Origin of the sequence: Aliirhizobium smilacinae, from assembly GCF_006335145.1 — a bacterium.
Lineage (GTDB): Bacteria > Pseudomonadota > Alphaproteobacteria > Rhizobiales > Rhizobiaceae > Neorhizobium > Neorhizobium smilacinae.
Map to the genome: position 1 here is coordinate 1 of NZ_VDMN01000008.1, position 18,522 is coordinate 18,522.

General features: G+C 60.0%; 15 protein-coding genes. 11 read left to right on the top strand and 4 right to left on the bottom strand.

Going from position 1 to position 18,522, the window contains the following annotated elements:
- The 6 genes from FHP24_RS28930 to FHP24_RS24870 form a co-directional block, all read left to right on the top strand.
- The coding region (locus FHP24_RS28930; protein ID WP_210237873.1) for a hypothetical protein at positions 1-339 on the top strand (339 nt) is incomplete at its 5' end.
- A gap of 56 nt (positions 340-395) precedes the next feature.
- Positions 396-1,343: a phosphoribosylaminoimidazolesuccinocarboxamide synthase gene (locus FHP24_RS24850; protein WP_139678943.1), complete on the top strand. Its 948-nt coding sequence runs from the start codon at positions 396-398 to the stop codon at positions 1,341-1,343.
- Positions 1,344-1,385: 42 nt separating this feature from the next.
- The gene (locus FHP24_RS24855) at positions 1,386-1,988 is read left to right on the top strand and encodes a TetR family transcriptional regulator (RefSeq protein ID WP_139678944.1); all 603 of its coding nucleotides are present in this window, start codon (positions 1,386-1,388) and stop codon (positions 1,986-1,988) included.
- A gap of 153 nt (positions 1,989-2,141) precedes the next feature.
- Positions 2,142-3,323 carry an efflux RND transporter periplasmic adaptor subunit gene (locus tag FHP24_RS24860; protein ID WP_139678945.1) on the top strand — a complete coding sequence of 394 codons (1,182 nt, stop codon included), beginning with the start codon at positions 2,142-2,144 and terminating at the stop codon, positions 3,321-3,323.
- 50 nt (positions 3,324-3,373) lie between these two features.
- Positions 3,374-6,484: an efflux RND transporter permease subunit gene (locus tag FHP24_RS24865; protein WP_139678946.1), complete on the top strand. Its 3,111-nt coding sequence runs from the start codon at positions 3,374-3,376 to the stop codon at positions 6,482-6,484.
- A gap of 112 nt (positions 6,485-6,596) precedes the next feature.
- Positions 6,597-8,039, top strand: a complete 1,443-nt coding sequence (locus FHP24_RS24870) for an efflux transporter outer membrane subunit (protein WP_139678947.1) — start codon at positions 6,597-6,599, stop codon at positions 8,037-8,039.
- Positions 8,040-8,163: 124 nt separating this feature from the next.
- Here FHP24_RS24870 and efp read toward each other — a convergent pair whose 3' ends face one another.
- Positions 8,164-8,733 carry an elongation factor P gene (gene efp, locus FHP24_RS24875; protein WP_139678948.1) on the bottom strand — a complete coding sequence of 190 codons (570 nt, stop codon included), beginning with the start codon at positions 8,731-8,733 and terminating at the stop codon, positions 8,164-8,166.
- A gap of 153 nt (positions 8,734-8,886) precedes the next feature.
- Here efp and epmA point away from each other — a divergent pair, with 153 nt between their 5' ends.
- Both epmA and FHP24_RS24885 read left to right on the top strand, forming a co-directional pair.
- On the top strand, positions 8,887-9,951 hold the full coding sequence (gene epmA / locus FHP24_RS24880) for an EF-P lysine aminoacylase EpmA (protein WP_139678949.1): 1,065 nt from the start codon (positions 8,887-8,889) through the stop codon (positions 9,949-9,951).
- Positions 9,948-10,994: a lysine-2,3-aminomutase-like protein gene (locus FHP24_RS24885; RefSeq protein WP_139678950.1), complete on the top strand. Its 1,047-nt coding sequence runs from the start codon at positions 9,948-9,950 to the stop codon at positions 10,992-10,994. Before epmA ends, FHP24_RS24885 begins: the two co-directional genes overlap by 4 nt.
- Before the next feature lie 603 nt (positions 10,995-11,597).
- Here FHP24_RS24885 and FHP24_RS24890 read toward each other — a convergent pair.
- The gene (locus FHP24_RS24890) at positions 11,598-12,644 is read right to left on the bottom strand and encodes a glycoside hydrolase family 5 protein (protein ID WP_246091934.1); all 1,047 of its coding nucleotides are present in this window, start codon (positions 12,642-12,644) and stop codon (positions 11,598-11,600) included.
- 294 nt (positions 12,645-12,938) lie between these two features.
- On the opposite strand from FHP24_RS24890, the gene purU reads away from it, so the two are divergent.
- The 3 genes from purU (at position 12,939) to FHP24_RS24905 (ending at position 17,193) form a co-directional block, all read left to right on the top strand.
- Positions 12,939-13,823: a formyltetrahydrofolate deformylase gene (purU, locus tag FHP24_RS24895; protein WP_139679102.1), complete on the top strand. Its 885-nt coding sequence runs from the start codon at positions 12,939-12,941 to the stop codon at positions 13,821-13,823.
- A gap of 86 nt (positions 13,824-13,909) precedes the next feature.
- Positions 13,910-16,588: an aminotransferase class III-fold pyridoxal phosphate-dependent enzyme gene (locus FHP24_RS24900; protein WP_139678951.1), complete on the top strand. Its 2,679-nt coding sequence runs from the start codon at positions 13,910-13,912 to the stop codon at positions 16,586-16,588.
- 407 nt (positions 16,589-16,995) lie between these two features.
- Positions 16,996-17,193: a hypothetical protein gene (locus FHP24_RS24905; protein WP_139678952.1), complete on the top strand. Its 198-nt coding sequence runs from the start codon at positions 16,996-16,998 to the stop codon at positions 17,191-17,193.
- Between the two features lie 80 nt (positions 17,194-17,273).
- On the opposite strand, the gene FHP24_RS24910 is transcribed toward FHP24_RS24905, so the two are convergent.
- Positions 17,274-17,510 carry an Lrp/AsnC ligand binding domain-containing protein gene (locus FHP24_RS24910; protein WP_139678953.1) on the bottom strand — a complete coding sequence of 79 codons (237 nt, stop codon included), beginning with the start codon at positions 17,508-17,510 and terminating at the stop codon, positions 17,274-17,276.
- Between the two features lie 68 nt (positions 17,511-17,578).
- Positions 17,579-18,502, bottom strand: a complete 924-nt coding sequence (locus FHP24_RS24915; RefSeq protein ID WP_139678954.1) for a LysR family transcriptional regulator — start codon at positions 18,500-18,502, stop codon at positions 17,579-17,581.
- Positions 18,503-18,522: the final 20 nt, after the last annotated feature.

The window sequence follows — 18,522 nt, forward strand, 5'->3', positions numbered from 1 at the left end:
CGTCGCCCTCGAGACCAAACCGGAAGCCCGGTCTCAATCAGCTTCCGCCAATCTTTCGTGGTTTTCTTTAGAACGAAGGTCATCGTCGCTAGCAGCGCCGCCGCCCTCGTCAGTGACCGGGTTATAGTCGGAACCCCTTTTCCAAGTCAACACGCTTTGTCGCAAAAACTTCAAGAAAACCAGAAAATATTGATTTTAAAGGATTTACCGGATTTCCACAGGGGAAGCCGTCGCCAGAACGGGTTAACCGGCGTTAACTTCGCCGAACGTGCGCCGGACGACTGCGAAACCCGCGCATGCCGCAATGTCCTTGTGCCGAAAAGCAGAAATATGCGATAGCGAGGCTCTCTATATATAGACCTCAGCCCTGCCGGGCCCTTTTCGGAGCGATCGTCGTGCGCGTCTTGGAAGAAGCTTTTATTGCCGAACTCCCCCAATATTACCGCGGTAAGGTGCGGGAGAACTACGATCTGCCAAGCGGCGAGCGCATCATTATCGCCACCGATCGCCTGAGCGCCTTCGATCGCATCATCACCTGCATCCCCGACAAGGGCCATGTCCTGACACAGACCGCCCGCTACTGGTTCGAGGCGACGAAGGACATTTGCCCCAATCACGTGATCGCCTATCCGGATCCTAATGTGGTCGTCGGCAAACGGCTCGACATCCTGCCGGTCGAGATCGTCGTGCGCGGTTATCTTGCCGGCACCACGGGCACCTCGCTTCTCACTCTCTATAAGAAGGGTGAGCGCAGCATGTACGGATTGAGCCTGCCCGATGGCCTGAAGGACAACCAGGCGCTGCCTGAACCGGTGATCACCCCGACCAGCAAGGCCTTCGATGGCGGTCATGATGAACCGCTTTCGCCTGAAGACATTATGGATCAGGGCCTGCTGACCGTCGAACAATGGCAGACGCTTTCGGCCTATGCGCTGGCACTTTTTGCCCGCGGCCAGGAGATGGCGGAAAAACGCGGTCTGATTCTCGTCGATACCAAATACGAATTCGGCACCGATGCCGACGGGACCATCATTCTGGCCGACGAGATCCATACGCCCGACAGCAGTCGTTACTGGATTGCCGACAGCTATGAAGAGGCGTTGCGCACCGGCAGCCGGCCGAAAAGTTTCGACAAGGATTTTGTCCGGGCCTGGGTGGTCGAACGCTGCGATCCCTATAAGGACGAGCTGCCGCCGATTCCCTCGGAGCTGATCGAAGAGACGGCCGCCGTTTACCGGCACGCATTCGAGATGATCACCGGCACAAACTTCGTACCGGACACGAGCGGCGAAACGGTGCTGCAACGGATTCGCACCAACCTGGAACCCTATTTTACGAAATAGAGTTTCCGCCGGAATATGCATATTGAAGAAAGAGGATAGAGCGTGCGAAAACCGCGCCGCAAAGCCGAAGAGACGCGTGAAGACATTTTACGCATTGCCGATGCTCTTTTTCGCGAAAAGGGCATCGCCAAATCTTCCATAGCCGACATCGCCCAGGAACTGGGCATGTCGCCGGCAAACGTGTTCAAGCATTTTCACTCAAAAACCGTGCTGGTCGACGCAATTTGCGACCGCCACATCAATCACATGATCGGCCGCTTCGACACGCTCGATACACCTGCGCCGCCGCCCGAAAAGCTTGGCATCATCGTCCGTCGGCTGATGCAGGCCCATCTGGAAGACATTCGCGAGAACACCTTCTTCCTCGAGATGATCTTCCTCGTGGCAAAGACCGAGCTCGAAAGCGGCTTTCACTACAGGCGGTTGATCGAAGACCTGTTCTTCGATCTTATCCGGGACGGTGTCGAAGCCGGCGTCTATCACTGCGCCGACTGTCGGGCGACGAGCCGATACGTCGCAGCGTCCTTTGCCAGCGTTCTCCACCCGGTGTTTCTCGCCCATGAGACGCAGGCTGAACTCGACGAGCGGTTGAACGGTCTCGTCGCGCTTGCCAATGCCGCCCTGCAAAGCCCGCTTGCAAAGTGATGAAAATTAAATTACGTCACTTTTTCAACCATGCAGATGCGACCATGAGACCTCTGCCCTAGTTCCGCCGGTATCCTGCCGGCTAATTGCCGCCTTCGCCATATGTATGGCGGCAATCAAGATATTCGCCCCCGCCCGCGTCTGGAAAAAATCATGATTCTTCGCAAACTGGTGCTCCCACTTCTCCTCGCCACGGCGCTTTCCGCCTGCAGCGATCAGGGCCAGCAATCCGCCGGCACCGCGCAGCAGAAGCCCGCGTCACCCGTCAGCGTTGTCGTCATGAAAAAGACGGACCGGCCGATCACCAACGTGCTTCCCGGTCGAGCTGTCGCTTTCCAGACGACCGAGATCCGCCCGCGCGTCAACGGCGCCATCAACGAGATCGCTTTCAAGGAAGGAAGCGAGGTCAAGGCCGGCGAGGTTCTTTACCAGATCGATGACGACACCTATGCCGCAACGGTTGCCCAGGCGCAGGCTGCATTGCAGAAAGCCCAGGTCAGCATTCCGTCGGCCCAGGCGAACCTGACCCGTTACGAGAGACTGGTGAACAGCGGCGCAACCCAGATCGAATACGAGAACGCCAAGGTCACGCTGCTGCAGGCCGAGGCGGATGTCGAAGCGGCCAAGGCAGCCTTGAATGCGGCCCAGATCGATCTCGACTTCACCAAGATTCGCGCGCCCTTCGACGGTGTGACCACGATTTCCACGGTCAGCATCGGCAATATCGTCACCGCCAACCAGACGACGGCGCTGACGACCCTGCGCAATATCGATCCGATCTACATCGATCTCATCGATTCCAGCACCAATCTTCTGGAACTGCGCGCCGCAGTCGCCTCCGGCCGTCTCCATGGCGATCCGCGCACGGCGGATATCAGTCTGATGCTCGAAGACGGCACGAAATACGACCGCACCGGCAAGCTCAACATGGCGGAACTCGCCGTCAGCGAAACCACCGGCACATATCAGATCCGCGCCATATTCGAAAATCCCGACCACATCATCCTTCCCGGCATGTATGTTCGGGCAAGTGTGACGGTCGGCACTGAAAACGGCTACCTCATTCCGCAAAGAGCCGGCACGCGTAACGCCCGTGGCGAGCTTTCGGCAAAATTCGTCACCGCCGACAACAAGGTGGAAACGCGGACATTCAGCACCAGCAAATCCTCGGGCAACAACTGGCTTGTTACCGATGGCGTAAACGATGGCGATCGCCTGATTGTCGACGGTTTCCAGTGGATCGGCGACGGTGCAGCGGTCCAGCCCGTCGAAGCCACGGTCAACGACCAGGGTTTTGTGGTCGAACAGCCCAAGGTCGATGAAGCCAAGCCTTAAGGCTGAAGCTCGCCCAGGAACGCGGAACGAACGCGGCAAGGAATTTCGAAATGGCGCATTATTTCATTCGGCGACCGGTCTTCGCCTGGGTTATCGCAATCGTCATCATGCTGGGTGGCGCGCTTGCCATCAGCACGCTGTCGATCTCGCAATATCCCGATATCGCACCGACCACAGTACGCATCAGCGCGACGTATAACGGCGCCAGCGCCGAAACGGTCGAGAAATCGGTGACCAGCATCATCGAGGACGGCATGACCGGCCTTGATGACCTGACCTACATGACCTCGTCATCTTCGACAGGCAGTGCCAGCGTGACGCTGACCTTCGGCAACAGCATTTTACCGGATATCGCTCAGGTTCAGGTGCAGAACAAGCTGCAGCTGGTGCAGTCGCAATTGCCCGACGTCGTGCAGAGCCAAGGCATATCGGTTACGCGATCGACCTCGAGCATTCTGATGGTCGGCGCTCTTGTCTCTCAGGACGGCAAGCGCAGTTCCGTCGATCTAGGCGATATTTTCGCGACCTCGATCGAGGATCAGGTTCAGCGCCTTGAAGGCGTGGGCAGCATCAACGTCTTCGGCTCCGGTTATGCCATGCGCGTCTGGCTCGATCCCTTCAAGTTGCAGAAATACCAGTTGACCGCCGCCGACGTGACGTCTGCGATCGAAGCCCAGAATACCCAGGTCTCCGTCGGTTCGCTCGGCGCCCAGCCGGTGACCGACGGCCAGCAGCTGACCGTCACCATGACGGCCCAGAGCCAGCTGACCACCGTCGACGAGTTCGAACGCATAATTCTCAAGGTCGAGCAGGACGGCGCAACGGTTCGCCTCAGCGACGTGGCCCGCGTTGAAATCGGCCAGGAATCCTACGGCGGCAGCTCCCGCTCGAACACCAAACCGGCGACAGGTTTCGCCGTCAACCTTGCTACGGGCGCCAACGCGCTCGATACGGCAGCGCGCGTCAAGGCCGAGCTCGATCGGGTTGCCGGCTCGCTTCCCGATGGCGTCGAGATCACCTATCCCTACGATACGACGCCGTTCGTGAAGCTCTCGATCGAGAAGGTCGTGCACACGCTGATCGAGGCGATCGTTCTCGTCTTCGTCGTTCTTCTCATATTCCTGCAGAACCTGCGTGCGACCTTCATTCCTATGATTGCGGTGCCCGTGGTTCTTCTCGGCACATTCGGCATCCTTGCTTTGACCGGTTACTCGATCAATACGCTCACCATGTTCGCCATGGTGCTGGCGATCGGGCTTCTGGTGGACGACGCGATCGTTGTGGTCGAAAATGTCGAGCGCATCATGGATGAGGAAGGGCTGTCTCCTCTCGAGGCGACCGAAAAGTCGATGCACGAGATCACCGGTGCGATCATCGGTATCGCACTGGTCCTGACGGCCGTCTTTATCCCTATGGCCTTTTTCGGCGGCTCCACCGGTATCATCTATCGCCAGTTCTCGGTGACGATCGTCTCCGCCATGCTGCTCTCGGCGGTGGTTGCCATCGTACTGACGCCGGCACTCTGCGCCACGATGCTGAAGCCGATCGATCACGCCAAGAAGAAGAGCGGCCTAGGCGCGAAATTCAACCGCGGCTTCGACAAGACGACAAACGGTTATGTCGGCACGATCGGCTATCTGCTCAAGCGTCCACTGCGCGTCATGCTGCTTTTCGCGCTGATCGTCGGCGGCTGCGGCCTGCTGTTCTCCAGACTGCCGAGCTCCTTCCTTCCCCAGGAAGATCAGGGCGTTCTGATGACGATCATCCAGACGCCGGTCGGCTCCACGACGGCGCGGACGGAGGAAGTGGTCAAGCAGGTGGAATCCTACTTCCTCGAAAAGGAGAAGGATAATGTCGACGCGGTCTTCGGGGCGCTCGGCTTCAGCTTCAGCGGCACGGGCCAGAACAACGCCATCGTCTTCACCAAGCTTCGCGACTTCTCGGCGCGTGAGGGAGCCGGCCAGTCTGCGGCCGAGGTTCTTCAGCGTGCCCAGGGCCATTTCTTCGGCCTGCGCGATGCCCAGGTTTTCGCGCTTCTGCCGCCTGCCATCCAGGGTCTCGGCAATTCCAGCGGCTTTTCCGTCTATGTGGTCGATAGCGGCAATAACGGCAATGACGCGCTCACCCAGGTCTCGCAACAGTTGATCAGCGAAAGCGCGACCAATCCTCTCATCAGTTCCTTGCGCACCAACAACCAGCGCAGTGAAACCCAGCTGAAGATCCTGCTCGACCAGGAAAAGCTCGGTGCGATGGGGGTTGATCTTGCGGCCGTCAATTCGATGCTGGCAACCATATTTGCCGGACGCGACGTCAACGACTTCACCCTCGCCAACGAGTTGAAGCCGGTTTACGTACAGGGCGATGCGCCCTACCGCATGCAGCCGGACGACCTCAAATACTGGTATGCCCGCAACACGGATGGCGAGATGGTACCCTTCTCCTCGTTCAGCAAACTGGACTGGGTCACCGGTACGCCGCAGCTTGCCCGATATAACGGCACAAGCGCCATTTCGCTGGACGGCTCGACCCAGCCGGGCGTCAGCACCGGCGAAGCGATGAACGAGATGGAACGGCTGGTGACAGCACTGCCAGGCGGCTACACCGTCGCATGGCAGGGCATTTCCTATCAGGAACGTCTGTCCGGTTCGCAGGCACCGATGCTCTACGCCCTGTCCGTCCTAATCGTTTTCCTGTGCCTTGCAGCTCTTTATGAAAGCTGGTCCATTCCGTTCTCGGTCATCCTTGCGGTACCGATCGGCGTGCTCGGCGCGCTGGCGGCGGCCTATCTGCTCAGCCAGTCGAATGACGTCTATTTCAAGGTGGGCCTGCTGACGACAATCGGTCTGGCGGCCAAGAACGCGATCCTGATCGTCGAATTCGCCAAGGACCGGCAGGCGACGGGTATGGGGCTGATCGAAGCGACCCTCGAAGCCGCCAGACTGCGTCTTCGCCCGATCATCATGACGTCGCTCGCCTTCATCCTCGGCGTCGTACCACTGGCGATTGCGACAGGAGCAGGCTCTGCCGCACAGAATGCAATCGGCATTGGCGTGCTCGGTGGTATGCTTTCTGCAACACTCCTCGGAATTTTCTTCGTTCCGACGTTTTTTGTTGTCGTCAGGCAGTTATCAAATCGTGAAAAACAGGCGAAGACTAGTTAAATCCGTTTACCAGTGGGTGGCATTCTGTCATCGACTCTGATTACGGTCGCCAGTTCAATTATGTCGGCTCCGCGACGGGCGGGCTTGTAAGTAAGGGCTTTGGGACAAAAATATGATTTCCACTCGCGCAGCCGCCCCCCTCGTACTGCTTCTTCTGTCCAGCTGCACACTTGGTCCAGACCATACTGCACCGCAGATTTCGCTTCCGGCAAAGTTTGCCGAAGGCTCCGCCACCAGCAATGGTGACGTCGCCAAGAATGCCTGGTGGACAGCATTCTCCGACACACGCCTGAATGGTTATGTCAATCAGGGCCTGTCGCAGAACCTCGATGTTCTCCAGGCGCTGGAACGTATCAATCAGGCACAGGCAGCTGTCATCAGCGCCGGCGCTGGTGGATTGCCGTCGCTCGATCTCAGCGCCCAGGGAAGCCGCAGCGGCGCAGATCGACTGGGCGGCACCCCGAGCGCGAGCGCACTTGCCGAACAGACTTCGGTTTCCGGCGGTCCGACGGCCTCCTGGTTCCTCGACCTCTTCGGCCTCTATCGCCGTTCGAAGGAAGCCGCACTTGCAGATCTCGACGCAAGCTATGCCAGCGTTGATGTCGCACGCTTGGCGTTGCTGTCTTCCGTAGCCGGCGCCTACATTGATGTGCGTTTCTATCAGGAACGCATCGCGCTTACCCGCCAGAACCTTGATTCGCGTCGCGAAACACTGAACCTCACAAAGCTTCAGCTCGAAGCCGGCGCGGCATCGCGTCTGGACGTCGTCCAGGCCGAAGGTCTGGTCAATTCGACGCTGTCTGAACTGCCGGGCCTCGAAACCCAGTTCCGTCAGGCCGCGCACCGCATCGCGACCCTGCTCGGCTTGCCGGCATCCTCGCTGATCGCCGACCTGCAGCGTGGCGCACGCCAGCCGGTTGCCCGCTTCAGCCCGAAATCCGGCGTACCGGCCGACTTGATCCGCAACCGTCCCGACGTTCGCGCCGCTGAACGGAACCTTGCAGCAGCAAGCGCGCGCATCGGCGTAGCGGAGGCACAGCTCTACCCGTCCATTTCTCTGGGTGGCTCGATCACCCCGTCCTACGTTAAGGGCGGCGGCGAAAGCGGCATCCTGTCCTGGTCCTTCGGTCCTCAGCTTTCACTGCCGATCTTCGATGGCGGCGCGCTTAAGGCGAACGTCAAGTCGTCTGAATCGGCTGCCCGTGAATCCTATCTGTCATGGAAGCAGACCGTTCTCGGCGCGATAGAGGAAGTCGAAAATGCGCTGGCTGCAGTTGCCCGCGACGGCCGTACGGTTTCAGCGCTGCGTGCAACTGTGAAATCCTACCAGGAAGCCCTCGAGCTTGCGACGGCAAGCTACCGCGACGGCGCATCCTCGCTGCTCGACGTTCTCGACGCCCAGCGTCAGGTTTCGACGGCGCAGGCCAACCTTGCCGCTGCCGTTCAGACGATGGCGCAGGATTACGTCTCGCTCAACGTTGCCATCGGCGGCGGATATGCCGTTGGTTCGACGGCAAAGACCGAGGTTGCGTCTGCCAAGGTCGTCAAGGACTAAAAGCTGCGGCCGGTCCGCCGGCCTCGCTTCTTACATCCGGCACAACAAAAAAACCTCCGCAGCGCAAGCTTCGGAGGTTTTTTAATGCGGTCTGGAATGCCGGGGACGATGCCCCGGCAGATTTTTAGTTCTTGGCGCGTTCGACGTAGGAATTGTCTTCCGTCGCGATGACGACGCGGGTGCCGGCATCGATATGCGGCGGGACGGCAGTGCGGATACCGTTGGACAGCATCGCCGGCTTGTAGGACGACGATGCCGTCTGGCCCTTGACGACCGGCTCGGTCTCGGTGATTTCGAGCGTCACGTGGCGCGGCAGCTGCAGAGCAAGCGCGATGCCTTCGTGCATCGACAGAATGCAGGTCATGCCTTCCTGCAGGTAGGCCTTCTGGTCGCCCATCGTGTCGACGTCGACAACGAGCTGGTCGTAGTTTTCAGGATTCATGAAGTGGAAGCCTTCGCCATCTTCATAAAGGAACTGGTGGTTGACGTCCTCGACGAAGGCGCGCTCGACCTGCTCGGTCGTACGCCAGCGCTCCGACACCTTCACGCCATCGACGATGCGACGCATGTTGACCTGGGTAACAGGTGTGCCCTTGCCGGGGTGGAAGTTCTCGGCAGTAAGAACGACATAGAGCTTGCCGTCTACATCGATGACGTTGCCCTTGCGGACGGAAGAGGCGATGACCTTGACCATAAGAGTTCCTTGTAACTCGGCCGGCCACGTCGTAGATGACTGGCGAAATGGCCGTGGAGATGCTTTTCAGGTTTCCTTGCCGGCGCAACTAACGCAAAATCCGCCAAATAGCCAGCCCCGGCATTGGCCGACAAGCCGAAGAAAGCTCGTCTGATGAACCGCCCCGGCGTATCCGCACCTCCCTGGTGGAGCAAAACGGCCCATGCCGACCGCCGGCCGTTTCTGATCGGCCGCAACAAGGTTCAGTCGGCGCTGCGCAGCTATTTCGAGAAGGGCGATTTCATTGAGGTCGACACCGCGACCCTGCAGGTATCTCCCGGCAATGAGACGCATCTCCATGCTTTTGCAACCGAAGCGCTGACGATCGACGGTCGCGCGGCACCGCTTTATCTTCACACCTCGCCGGAATTCGCCGCTAAGAAGCTGCTTTCCGCCGGTGAGAGCCGCCTCTTCACCTTCGCACATGTCTATCGAAACCGCGAGCGCGGGCCGTTGCACCATCCAGAATTCACCATGCTGGAATGGTACCGCGTCGGGGAAGATTACGAGCAGCTGATGGCCGATTGCGCCGACATGCTGAAGCTTGCAGCCGAGACGACCGGCACGACGCGTTTTTCCTTCCGTGGCATGGAAGCAGATCCTTTTGCCGAGCCGGAAAGGCTGACGCTGGCGCAGGCCTTCGACCGTTTTGGCGGTATCGATCTTCTGTCCTCCATTGCCGCATCGGGCGAGACCGATCGCGATCTTCTTGCAGCATCTGTGCGCAATTCCGGCATTCGGCTCGCCGAAGACGACACCTGGGCGGACCTGTTCAGCAAGGTTTTGGTGGAGAAGATCGAGCCGCATCTGGGTCAGGGCCGTGCGACGATCCTGTGTGAATACCCTGTCTGCGAGGCAGCCTTGGCAAGGCCTTCCGCCCGCGATCCGCGGGTGGCGGAACGTTTCGAGCTTTATGCCTGCGGTGTCGAACTGGCCAACGCATTCGGCGAACTGACCGACGCCGCAGAGCAGCGCCGCCGCTTCGAACACGAAATGGCGGAAAAGACCCGCATCTACGGCGAGACCTATCCGATCGACGAGGATTTCCTGAGCGCCCTGTCGATGATGCCGGAAGCAAGCGGTGCCGCTCTCGGCTTCGACCGGCTGGCCATGCTGGCGACCGGAGCGACACGTATCGACCAGGTCATGTGGGCGCCGGTGGCGGAGGTGCTGTCTTGACCACGGCGCGCACGCTGAAAACGCCACAGGAACTGCAGGCGGCCGGACTGCTCGATCCTGACCGGCTGGACGCGATCCGCGCCGTGGCGGATCGGTATGCGATCGCGCTGACGTCGACGGTTGTCTCGTTGATCGACAGCAAGGACCCGGACGATCCGATCGCCCGCCAATTCGTGCCGGATGCCGCCGAACTGGTGACGACGCCGGAAGAGCGCGAGGACCCGATCGGCGACGCCGCACACAGCCCGGTCAAGGGTATCGTTCATCGTTATCCCGACCGGGTGCTGCTGAAGGCAGTGCATATCTGCCCGGTCTATTGTCGTTTCTGTTTTCGCCGGGAGATGGTGGGGCCGCAGGGCGACGGTACGCTGGCGGCCGACGAGCTTTCAGTGGCACTCGATTACATTCGCGATCATCCGGAGATATGGGAAGTGATTCTCACCGGCGGCGACCCGCTGGTTCTGTCACCGCGCCGGCTGGGCGAGATCATGCGCGGCCTGGCGGCAATCGATCATGTGAAGATCGTCCGTTTCCACACCCGCGTGCCGGTGGTCGAGCCCGACCGCATCAACGAAGCGCTGATTGCGGCGCTCAGGGAAAGCGGCAAGGTCGTCTACATCGCGCTTCACGCAAACCATCCCCGGGAGATGACGGCGGAAGCCCGCGCCGCCTCCGCACGGCTGGTCGATGCCGGTTTTGCGATGGTGAGCCAGACCGTACTCTTGAAAGGCATCAACGACGACCCGGCCGTACTGGGTGCGCTGATGAAGGCCTTTGTCGAGACGCGCGTCAAACCCTATTACCTGCATCATCCCGATCTTGCACCCGGAACCGGGCATTTCCGCATGGATATCGAGGAAGGCCAGAAGATCGTCTCGGCGCTGCGCGGGACGATTTCCGGTCTCTGCCAGCCGACCTATGTGCTCGACATCCCGGGTGGTCATGGCAAGGCGGTGATCGGTGAAAGCGCCGTGCGTGGCGAAGGTGGCTGTTATTCGGTCAGCGATTTCCGCGGCGGCGAGCATCGGTATCCACCGGAGTAAAATCCGAACGCAGTAAGCCCTTGGTGATGCTCGGCATTTTCAAGATCGGCCGGGCCGCTGAAAGCTGCCTCGTAAGTTTTAGTTTATGTGACACCTCTCAGCGTCCCGTTCGGCAGTTTTTATCCGCGACTCCGGTCCCTCTGCCTTGGCCTTGCCGGATGATTTGTGTCGCCGGGTTTTCCGTTTTCACGGACGGACTTAATAAGCCCGGCGAAACCATCCCTGAAGCCACCCTGGTGTGCCGCACAGGCACATCCGACGCGCCGTTCGGGCATCAGAAACGGAAAGGCCGGTCCGAAACCTTATCCGCTTCCCCCGTGTCGCCGGAGGGAGACCATTTTCCGCGGACCCCGGTGGTGACGGTTTACGTCATTCCTCCACCACCAGCGCCGGTCCCGTCTCGCCAGCACGCCTGCCGGTGTATCCGTGACGGAACGGAGGGATTGTAGGCACGGGTTTGGAAGGCGGGGATGAGAATTTGTGTAAGGGATTGGATTTGTTGAGGGGGAGAGTGGAAACGTCCCCGGTCTTTCGCCAGGGCTCAAGGCGTTCGTCCTTCGAAGCGATTGACCAGATCGTTTCGTCGGCTTCGCCAACCAGTCCTCACCCACCGCAGGTCTTGCGCTCCGCAAACAGCGCCTGCAGCGTCTGCATCTGCGGGCGGTCGCCGCTTTCGGTCGGCTGGATGTTGAGCGGTTCCGACGGTTTCCACCAGTCTCCCGCCGCCCAATAGGACCAGCCGAGCCAGACATCCGGCCGGCTCTCGACCGCTGCCACCATATCCGTCAACGCCTGCTGGCAGATCGGCATGGTCGAAACGGCGAACTCTCCCAGGAAACCGCGGCGTCCTTGGGCAGCGAGCCAGTCTCCCATGTCATGGACGGCCTTCACGGCATCCACTGCCCGCGTGCATTCCTCGTTCTTTCCAGAAAAATCGACATCGAGATATTGATGGACTTCAAAGGCGTAATTGTTGCCGGGATCAGCCACGCCCGTCATCACGCTGGCGTTCGGCATGCCGTAATCCCCGCCGGACCAGCTATGCGCACCGGTCCATGCCGTGCCCGGCACGAGGATCAGGTTATCCGCACCGCTCTGGCGGATCGCCGATATCGCCCCGTTGGCGGCCGAAAGCCAGTCCTCGGCGGATATGCCGTAAGGCTCGTTCATCAACCCGAACAGGACCTCGTCCTGACCGGAAAACACCGTCGCCAGACGCCGCCAGAAATCTGCAAATGCGCTTTGCGGCACCGCTTCGGAGCCGATGATCTGGTCTCCGTAGCGAGCATAATTATGCGGATCGAGAACCACCTGCATGCCGGCGGAGCGGATGGCTTTCACCGTGGCGCGCAGCCGTCTCAATTCGGCGGTGTCGAACTTGTCGTAGAGTTTCGGCTGCAGGCGCTCCCACAGAAAGGGCAGCCGCACGCCGGTAAAACCCTTGTCCTTGAAATAAGCGATCGTCTTTTCGGACGGATAGACGTAACCCGTCCCGTAATCCTGACCAAGGCTGCCGAATTCGGCGCCTGCGAGATTGATGCCTCTCATGCACTCCGCCGACTGTGCCGACCCTGCCGCAACCGCAACACAGGAAAGGGCGACGGCAAGCCGCCGCGCATAAGCTTTGTATCCTGTCAGGCGTCCGTTCACGCTTCTTCTCCAGTATCGCGCGCTACCCTCGCATCAGCAACTTATGAAATCGCTAATGGGGGACGAAAGCATTCACGTCGCGACACGGCGGTCCTGCACCCGCGAAAGACGCAATGGGGACGGAGTTTTATACCGCCGCGCCTAATGTGACGCAGGCAGGAGCGATGACAAGCGGCACGAAACGAAGAAAAAGTAATCGCGGGCAAGAGATACGGTTTATATCGGGCGCCTTCGCATATAGGTCATTGCTGCTGAGTGCAGCCCAGGGAATTGCAGGGGAAACGACGAATGACGATGAAAAGCTATGTCCTGACCGTATCGTGCAAGTCCACACGAGGGATCGTGGCGGCGATATCCGGCTTTCTTGCCGAAAAGGGTTGCAACATCATCGATAGTTCGCAGTTCGACGACCTGGATACCGGCAAGTTCTTCATGCGGGTCAGCTTCATTTCCGAACAGGGTGCCGATCGCGAAGCGCTTTTGGCCGGTTTTGCGCCGGTTGCGGAAAAACTCGGCATGGATTGGGACGTTTTCGATTCGGCAGAACGGATGAAAGTCCTGTTGATGGTTTCCCGTTTCGGCCACTGCCTCAACGACCTTCTGTATCGCTGGAAGATCGGCGCCCTGCCGATCGACATCGTCGGCGTCGTTTCCAACCATTTCGACTACCAGAAACTGGTGGTCAACAACGACATTCCCTTCCACCACATCAAGGTGACGAAGGACAACAAGCCGCAGGCCGAAGCCCAGTTGCTGGAAGTCGTCGAGACCAGCGGCACCGAGCTTGTCGTTCTGGCGCGCTACATGCAGGTTCTGTCCGACCAGCTCTGCACAAAAATGTCGGGCCGGATCATCAACATCCACCATTCCTTCCTGCCGAGCTTCAAGGGCGCCAACCCTTACAAACAGGCCTATCAGCGCGGCGTGAAGCTGATTGGCGCGACAGCGCATTACGTTACCGCCGATCTCGACGAAGGCCCGATCATCGAGCAGGACACGGTGCGCGTAACGCATGCGCAGTCGCCTGATGATTATGTTTCGCTGGGCCGCGATGTCGAAAGCCAGGTTCTGGCGCGGGCCATTCATGCCCATATCCACCACCGGACTTTCATCAACGGCAACCGCACCGTGGTGTTCCCGCCGAGCCCCGGTTCCTACGCATCCGAGCGTATGGGATAGTTCACTTCAGCAAGAGCTGAAAAGCCCTATGGACGCGGCGTTTCCCTGCGCTATCCTCTCGTGAAGGTTTATACCGGAGAGTGAGAATGCCAGACGACGCGTCCGAAGTGCTTGAAGCCCCCGTCATCACCGATGACCATGACGACGGCGTGTCGCTGGATGCGGTGGATGCCCTGTTGCGAGAGCATTGGGGCCTCTCCGGCCAGATCTTTCCCGTGGAGGAAAGTGGGCACCCGGGATACCTGGTGGACAACGGCCACCTCCGCTATTTCCTCGATATCCGGCAGGCTTCCGACGAGCCGGCGCTGCGGGCCGAACACGAGGTCATGCGCCATATCATCCGAAGCCCGGACGGGCCGCCGGTACCCGAACCGGTAGCGACCAAACAGGGATCGGACCTTCTGACCGTCGAGATTGGAGGGAAGGATCATGCCGTCCGGTTGCTGACGGTCCTCGATGGCGATCCGCCGCCCGAGGATCGGGAAGTCACCTTGGAGGCCGCCGCGGCGCTTGGCGCATTGATTGCAGGGCTTGCGAAAAGCCTTGAAGACTTCGATCCCGATCTCTGGAACGGCGAACACGAGGACGAATTGCGAAAGGCGGGGCCGCGCACGGTGTCGCTTCTTTCTGCAGTCACCGACCAGGAAGCGCGCGACACGATTGCCCGCGCCATGGTCTCCGCATTACGCCGCATTCATCCGCTGACAGCCGACTTTCGCATCGGTCTTGTAATTCCGGATCTCGGTGCCGGAGACCTGGTCGGCGAAACCGATGGCAAGGACTGGCATCCGACGGGAATTACCGCCCTTAGCGGATTATCGCGAAGCTGGTATGTCGCAGCTCTTGCCAAGGCATGCGCCCGCATCGTCACCAGTCAGGGCGGCGAGCCCATGTCGATCCTGCCGACCGTTGGCGCCTATCATGCGATCGACCCGCTGAATGCCAGCGAGCTGGAGGCACTCTGGCCGCTTGTCATCGCCGACATCGCGTTTTCGGCAGCTCTGGCCGAAAACGGCCACGCACTGGCACCGGACGACAAGGCCGCCGCCGAGGAAGCAAGGGAGCGCCGTCAGGTCCTGATCAACGCCTCGACGGTCACGGCGGCCTATATGCACGCCTCGATCCAGGAAACCTGCCGCATCGAGACAGTCCCTCTCGATCTCGGCCCGCTTCTGCCGGACCTCGATACCGACCGGATCCAGCTCGTAGACCTGAGCCCGGCAAGCTCGCTTTTCCATTCCGGCAACTGGATGGACCCCGATTGCGACTGGCGGCTTCTTGCCCGCGTCGCCTGGGATACCGGCATGGGCAGCACCCGTTATGGCGAATACCGCCTGTCGAGAAGCAAGCCGGAAACGGGCGACGCCGAACCGCAGAATGTCGCCCTGCATGTGGATGTCTGCCTGCCGACGGGAACTGCGCTTGCCGCGCCGTTCAGCGGCACGGTGGTCCAGGTCTCGCCGCAACTGTCGCTGCGCGGCGAAACCGTGACGCTGCTTCTTGAGGGCATCGAGGCCGCGATAGAGGAAGGCGCGGAAGTCGGCACTGGAGACAGGCTCGGCACGGTTGCCGGCGCGGCCGATTCGGTCGGCGGACTGCGGTTGAGACTGTCGAGCGACCCGGACGGCGAACCGCCTTTGTTCTGCCGGCCGTCGGAGGCTTCCGTGTGGCGTCGCCTCGCCCCCTCACCTTCCACGCTGCTCGGGATCGATCGCGATGCGCCTCCTGCCATTTCGGGCCGGGAGGTACGGGGCTGGCGTGAATTCGTCTATGACGAAACCGGCGGCGTGCTTCTGGATTTCAGCGGCAGCGCACCGCTGATCGGCCACGGGCATCCGGCACTGGCGACTGCCAGTTACCAGCAACATCTGCGGATCACCGCCGCCTATGACGGAAGTGCTGAGGCGGAGGCCTTGAGACAGGCGCTTCTGGAAATCGCACCGGCCGGCTTTACCGACGTCGTCCTGTTTCAGGACCGGCGATCCGCTATCGAGGCAATCAACGAGATCGCCGTAACCATGGATGCGACCAAAGCCAGGGCTGCGATTGCGGCCTATCAGGAAAACAGCGCATCGGACGAGCCGGATGAACCGATGCAAGAAGAAGACCTTCCCTATGTCGAGACCGACGAACGGGCAGGCCATGATGATGGCGGCAGTGCCGCACCGCTGATTATCGAGCCTCTGCCCGGTTTTGCCGGTCTGGCGGAACACGCTGCGGCGGCGCGGGAAGAGGGCCGGGTGATCATCGTCGATGAGACCCGGACCGGCTACGGCCGCTTGGGCGAAACAGTCTGGGGTATCGAGCGCGAGGCGGTTACGGCCGATCTCCTGCTGGCGGGCAGCAGCGATGGCGGCCGATTGTCTTTCGTTTTCTGCCAGGAGGATCTCGCAGAAGCCTTGGCTCCGCTGGCAGAGCCCGTCTCGCCGGTGGAAGCCGCCACGGCATTGGCCGCGCTTGCGGTGTTGCGCCAAGAAAACCTGCAGGCGAATGCCGTTGCCATGGGCGGCATTCTCGAAAAAGGCCTGAGGCAACTTGCCGATGAAAGCACTCGGATCGAAAAAGTCGAAGGAAGCGGATTGGCATGGACAATACAACTCTTGGAAGAAGACGCGGAATCATGGGATGCGCTTGACGGCCATGTTCTGCATGACGTCGATCGATCCGGCAGGCTGGTCCTGGCACCGCCTCTTTGCGTCAGCGAGACGAGCATAAACCTCTGCATCGACCACCTCCGCAATGTCCTGCGTCTTCCGCCAAAGTGAAATTTAACTTCCCCCTCGCCCTTGTTTGGCGAGTGCCGCTCCCTAACTTAGCCTAGCTGGAGTGACCGGCGGGATTGCGAACGTAATTTCACAATATCGCCTTTCTCCTGTCATCATGCAGAAAAATATTCTGTCTAAATAGGATTTCATTGATCGCTGGGCCAGTTTCGGCTAGGGTGATCGGTGGTCAGAAAATCGATTCTGACTTAATCGCGCAACACGTAGAAGGAGAATTGCATGTCTGATATTACACGCGATATCGCCTTCATTCGGCATGCGCTCGATATGAATGGCACGGATCGCTGCTCCCTTCCGTGCTGTCGAATGTAACGCTTCCGGTTCTATTCGTTCCTGAAATTATCATTCGTTTTGCGCTGCTCGACATGCAGCCAATGCGGGAGTCTGTTATGCAGAAGCAAGTTATTGAATTCGCCGGCGAGCCCGTCGGCATCGTCATACCGGATGAAAACCGTTTGAAATTCATCGCGGTGAAATTCCACGTCATCGATCTCGACGAACAGCGTTTCGATTCGCCCGACGATGTACGTCTGGCGATCAGCAAGCTGGTCGCATCGAGAAAATCGGCGCCGGTCGCGCACGTCTAGGCGTGCCCCCGGATGACAGATGCAGAAAAGCCGCCCTCGAGGCGGCTTTTGTTTTGAATGGCTGGCGGCGATCGCGTGGCTCAGAAAGCCGTGAAGGTGATCGTCGTCAGCGACCGTTCGATACCCTCGATGCAGGCGATCTTTTCGTTGACGAAACGGCCGATCTCCGCCTCGTCGCTGATATAGACCTTCAGCAGCAGATCCCATTCACCGCTAGTGGAATAAAGCTCGGACACGAGCTCGGTCTTGTAAATGGCGTCGGCAACCTCGTAGGTCTTGCCGGGCTTGCAGCGGAGCTGCACGAAGATTGGTTTCATGGGGTTCGCTTAGCCTTTGTGGACTGACTGACGGGCCGGCTCTGCGGCCGCGATGATCGTATGACTGACTATTGGCCGATGGAAACAGAAGGCGCAAGCGGATCCGACCGGATCTCGGCGACGATCCAGTCACGAAAGGCAGCAAGCGGCGGATAGCTCGCCCGGTCCGGCATATAGGCAAGATAATATTGCCCGGTCGGCATCGGTTCGGCTTCAACGCCAAGAACCAGCTGTCCCTCCTCCAGTTCCCGCTCGATCAGGAACCGGGGCAGGAGTGCAGCCCCCAGGCCGGACCGTGCCGCCTCAACCATCGTGGTGAACTGGTCGAACAGCATGCCATGCACAGTATCGAACGGGACCTTGTTTCGGCCCAGCCACAATTCCCAGGCATCCGGCCGCGTGCTCAAATGCAGAAGCGGCACTTTCAGCAAATCTGCGGGCGCCGACAGGCCATGGCGCATGCGGAATTCGGGGCTGCAGGCCGGCACCGTTTCCTCATCCATCAGAAAACTCAACGCAGCACCCGGCCAGCGCGCCACACCGAAATGGATCGCCGCATCCAGCGTATCGAAGCGGAAGTCGAACGGCTCCAGCCGGGTGATCAGATTGACCACCATGCCGGGATGCTGATCGAGAAATTTTCCGATGCGCGGCGTGAGCCAGCGCGTACCGAAAAACGGTAGGATGGCGAGGTTGAGCGTGCCGCCGGCGGGATTGGCCCGCAAGTTGAGGGAGGCGTTCGAAATACGTCGCAACGCCTCGCGAACTTCGCGTGCATAGGCGTCGCCGGCAAGCGTCAGCCGGATCGTTTGGCGCTCGCGCAGAAACAACGCCACGCCGAGCTGTTTTTCCAGCGCCGAAATCTGCCGGCTGACGGCGCTTTGGGTAAGGCCGAGCTCGTTGGCAGCCGCCGTGACGCTGCCGGTGCGTGCCGCAGCCTCGAATGCGGAGAGCAGCGAGAATGATGGAAGGAACCGGCGAGGTGGGAGCATGTCATTCCTCCAGCGAATGA